Source organism: Methanospirillum sp. (assembly GCF_028679455.1).
GTDB lineage: Archaea > Halobacteriota > Methanomicrobia > Methanomicrobiales > Methanospirillaceae > Methanospirillum.
In genome coordinates this window covers 1-3,623 of sequence record NZ_JAJRBM010000175.1, presented here as the reverse complement: position 1 = coordinate 3,623, position 3,623 = coordinate 1, and the positions used below count along the sequence as shown (strand labels likewise).

Sequence of the window (3,623 nt, the reverse complement as noted above, 5' to 3'; positions counted from 1 at the left end):
CACAGCGCGTTTTGTACCTTACCGACAATTGTGGAGAGATCGTATTCGATCGGATGCTCATTAAGCACCTGAAACAGAAAGGATCACATATAACTGTAATTGTACGGGATGCTCCGATACTCAATGATGCTACGATGACCGAAGCGAAGGCTCTAGGGCTTGATCATATCGCAGACCATCTCTGGACAAATGGGGCAGGAGCAGAGATCGGGATCAGATTTGATCTTCTTCCGGCCCATGTTCAGGAAGCCCTTGATACCTGTACCCTCATCATCTCCAAAGGGATGGCCAATTATGAGAGTCTTCGGGAGGAGACCGGGTTGCCACCGATAGCATATCTCCTCGCAGCAAAGTGTGACCCTATCGCAGAAGAACTCGGTGTTCCCAGGGGTTCAAAACTCGCGATACTCAGATCCCGCTAAATCATCATCTTTTTGATATCAGGAGTCAGAGTACTCCATATGGCCGTTGAGGGATTATCATATGGATGGCTTGTTGTTCTGGCAGGCACATTTTTAATCGGACTCGAAGTATTCTCCCCCGGGTTCTTTCTCCTTGTTCCCGGTACGGTCCTGATCATCATCGGAATCCTTCTGCTGCTTGGTATTGATATCTTCAGTACCAACCTGGGAATCCTGGCAGGTGTCGGGATTGCAATTGCAGCTGCTCTTGTAACCGTATTCGCATACAGCAGAATGACCCCCCCGGGTCAGAAACCCTATACCACGAGCATGGATTCACTCATCGGGAAAGAAGGGTTGCTCATCACCGAAGCTGATGCAGCCAGTCTTGACGGAAAGGTGAGTATCGAAGGGCAGATATGGAGTGCAAAGGCAAAAGAGGGAAAAATCCCGGAAGGGGCAAGGATAAGAGTTATCTCCTCGAAGGGTGTGCATATTGTTGTTGAAGAGGTAGAATAATGGCATTTATTGAGACATTTATCACCATTATCCTGATTATTATCATCCTGATCATCTTTGCACGGGGTGTAGTAATCATCCAGCCGTATGAACAGGGTCTCCAGATCAGGCTGGGGCAGTATATCGGACGATTAAACCAGGGATTCAGATGGGTTGTCCCATTCATCACCCAGATTATTAAAGTGGATCTCCGAACTCTGGTCATCGAGATTCCATCCCAGGAGGTTATCACCAAAGACAACTCGCCCACCAATGTGGACGCCATAGTCTACATCAAGGTAATCGACCCGGAGAAGGCTGTCTTTGAGGTGGCAAACTACCGGATGGCAACCGTAGCACTCGCCCAGACAACTCTGCGAGGGATCATCGGTGACATGGAACTCGACGAGGTTCTGTATAATCGTGAGTCCATAAACACCCGACTTCGGGACATCCTTGACCGGGAGACCGACCAGTGGGGTGTTAAGGTAGAACGGGTTGAGATCAAGGAAGTCGACCCTGTAGGTGCAGTCAAACAGGCAATGACCGAGCAGACTGCAGCCGAACGTGAACGCCGGGCAGCAATTCTCAGGGCTGACGGAGAGAAACGATCTGCCATCCTGAAGGCTGAAGGTCTGAAGAAGAGTATGATCCTTGAGGCAGAAGGAGAGCGTCAGAGTAAGATCCTCAAGGCTGATGGTGAACGGATGTCTCAGATCCTGCGATCACAGGGTGAGGCTCAGGGACTACGAGTACTCTCAATCGGGGCACGGGCTCTCGATAAACGAGCGATTACCGTCCTTTCGCTTGACGCGCTAAAAACGATGTCGGCAGGTCAGGCAACCAAGATCATCTTCCCATTCGAGATATCAAGCCTGATTCGCCAGGGTGCTAAATTCCTTGGTGCCACGGAGGAAATGGATGAGACCGATTCCCCATCGGAGACCCTTGACGACAGCCTCCTCGGTGATATCCCCTCTGCAGAATATATTACAGAGGTGGTAAAATCCATTGAAGAAGAGACAAAGGCAATTATGAAAGAGGGGCAGAATGCCGGGATAGAGATCAGTGAAAAGGATGTCGCAGTTGAGAAAAAAATCATATTAGAATGAATCAAAATACAACCTATTATTTATGTGTGAACCATTGGTGCACTGATCTGTGGCATTCAACGAGGGAGAATTCCAGATGTCAACCGGTCTGAAAGTATTATATATCGATGATGAGGCCCTGTTGAAGATGGCCTTTGTAGAGACTTTGAAGCAGCAGGGATATGATGCCCGGGGAGCGATATCAGGAAAAGAAGCCCTCGACCTGATTGACGCTGACATGCCCGATATCATCATCCTTGACGTGATGATGAAACCGATGGATGGATGGGAAACCCTTACCCATATCAAGAATAGAGCAACAACGCAGGATATTCCCATCATTATGCAGACCGGAAAAAGCCTCACGATCAAGGATGTTATCAGATATGGTGATCAGATCGAAGATTATCTGATAAAACCGGTCCGTCTTCCTGATCTGGTCAAAGCAGTTGAAGGAGTCAGGGAACGCAGAGAGATGATCCAGGGAGAAGTTGATCAGGCAAAAATCAGAGGAGGAGACCCTGATCTGATCAATGAGTACGCACAGATTCGACACAGGACTCTGATTGGGAAGCGCTTAATCACGATCCTGGGACGGATTTACCCGATCAAAACTGATGGTACCATCGAGACTGATTTTGACATTCCTGAACTGCACCAGGTGATCAATCAGTTTGAAGAGGACCAGAAACGGTGCAAGGAATTACATCAAAGCCTGCTTGTATAAACTCAAAAATGGAAAATATCAGGATTAGAGGGATCCAATTTCTTCGATCTTCTTATCTATCGCTTCAATAACAGTTTTGATGGTTAATACTCGTGCATAATACTTATTATTCGCCGGAATGATAGTCCAGGGAGCCTCCGGTGTGCTGGTCTTACGGATCATGGTATTTACCGCAAGTTCATACTCATCCCACTTTTTCCGGTTTCGCCAGTCCTCATCGGTGATCTTGTATCGTTTATAGGCGCTGTTTTCACGTTCGTTGAACCGTCGCAGTTGTTCATCCTGATCAATATGGAGCCAGAATTTTACAATGACAACCCCGTTTCTGGCCAGTTGCTCTTCCATCGCATTGATCTCATGATACGCCCGCTGCCATTCATCCTCTTTACAGAAGTTCTCTACCCGTTCGACGAGAACACGCCCATACCATGAGCGATCAAATATGGTGATATGCCCTTTCCGTGGAAATTTAGGGTAAAATCTCCAGAGATAATGGTGCAGTTTCTCATAATCGTTCGGAGCACTAATCGGCTCTACGACATAACCACGGGGATTAAGAGGATTCGTTAATCTGATAATACATCCCCCTTTTCCGGCAGCATCCCAACCCTCAAAGACAATAACAACCGGAATACCCTGACGATATGCCGCAAACTGGATTTTGCGGATATCTTCCTGACACTGTTCCATCAGTGGTTTATACTCATCTTTGGAGTACGAACGGGAAAGATCCACAGTATCGAGAATGCAGGTCTCTCCGATGTTCCGCATCACCCCTTTTACTGCAAGGTATTGGGAATTATCAGCCGAAGCCTCATCGAGATTGGCAAGCCACCCCTCGATCATTGAGTTGATCGTCCGCAGAATCTTTACATGAGCATACTTGATCTGCTCAGCCTCAACGAT

4 protein-coding genes and 1 pseudogene are annotated in these 3,623 nt (G+C 47.6%); 4 read left to right on the top strand and 1 reads right to left on the bottom strand.

The genetic code is table 11. The features are described 5' to 3' along the window. The 4 genes from LUQ50_RS05915 to LUQ50_RS05900 form a co-directional block, all read left to right on the top strand. Positions 1 to 422 (top strand): ARMT1-like domain-containing protein (locus LUQ50_RS05915; RefSeq protein ID WP_300037615.1); only part of this gene is annotated, 422 nt, incomplete at its 5' end. Between the two features lie 39 nt (positions 423 to 461). After that, entirely contained in the window at positions 462 to 920 is a 459-nt protein-coding gene (locus tag LUQ50_RS05910; RefSeq protein WP_300037612.1) for an NfeD family protein, read from the top strand. Continuing rightward, complete coding sequence (locus LUQ50_RS05905; protein ID WP_300037609.1) at positions 920 to 2,011, top strand: SPFH domain-containing protein; 1,092 nt, start codon at positions 920 to 922, stop codon at positions 2,009 to 2,011. The genes LUQ50_RS05910 and LUQ50_RS05905 overlap by 1 nt, the downstream gene beginning before the upstream one ends. Positions 2,012 to 2,087: 76 nt before the next feature. Beyond that, positions 2,088 to 2,717 (top strand): response regulator, encoded by a 630-nt coding sequence (locus LUQ50_RS05900; protein ID WP_300037606.1) that lies wholly within the window; start codon positions 2,088 to 2,090, stop codon positions 2,715 to 2,717. Between the two features lie 24 nt (positions 2,718 to 2,741). Here the strand turns inward: LUQ50_RS05900 and LUQ50_RS05895 are convergent. Further along, a pseudogene (locus LUQ50_RS05895) lies at positions 2,742 to 3,623 on the bottom strand (phosphate--AMP phosphotransferase); the annotation flags it as partial.

What these genes read in the sequence shown, in the direction of transcription:
- LUQ50_RS05905 (WP_300037609.1), top strand. Translation starts at nt 920, where the DNA reads ATGGCATTTATTGAGACATTTATCACCATTATCCTGATTATTATCATC.
- LUQ50_RS05910 (WP_300037612.1), top strand. Translation starts at nt 462, where the DNA reads ATGGCCGTTGAGGGATTATCATATGGATGGCTTGTTGTTCTGGCAGGC.
- LUQ50_RS05900 (WP_300037606.1), top strand. Translation starts at nt 2,088, where the DNA reads ATGTCAACCGGTCTGAAAGTATTATATATCGATGATGAGGCCCTGTTG.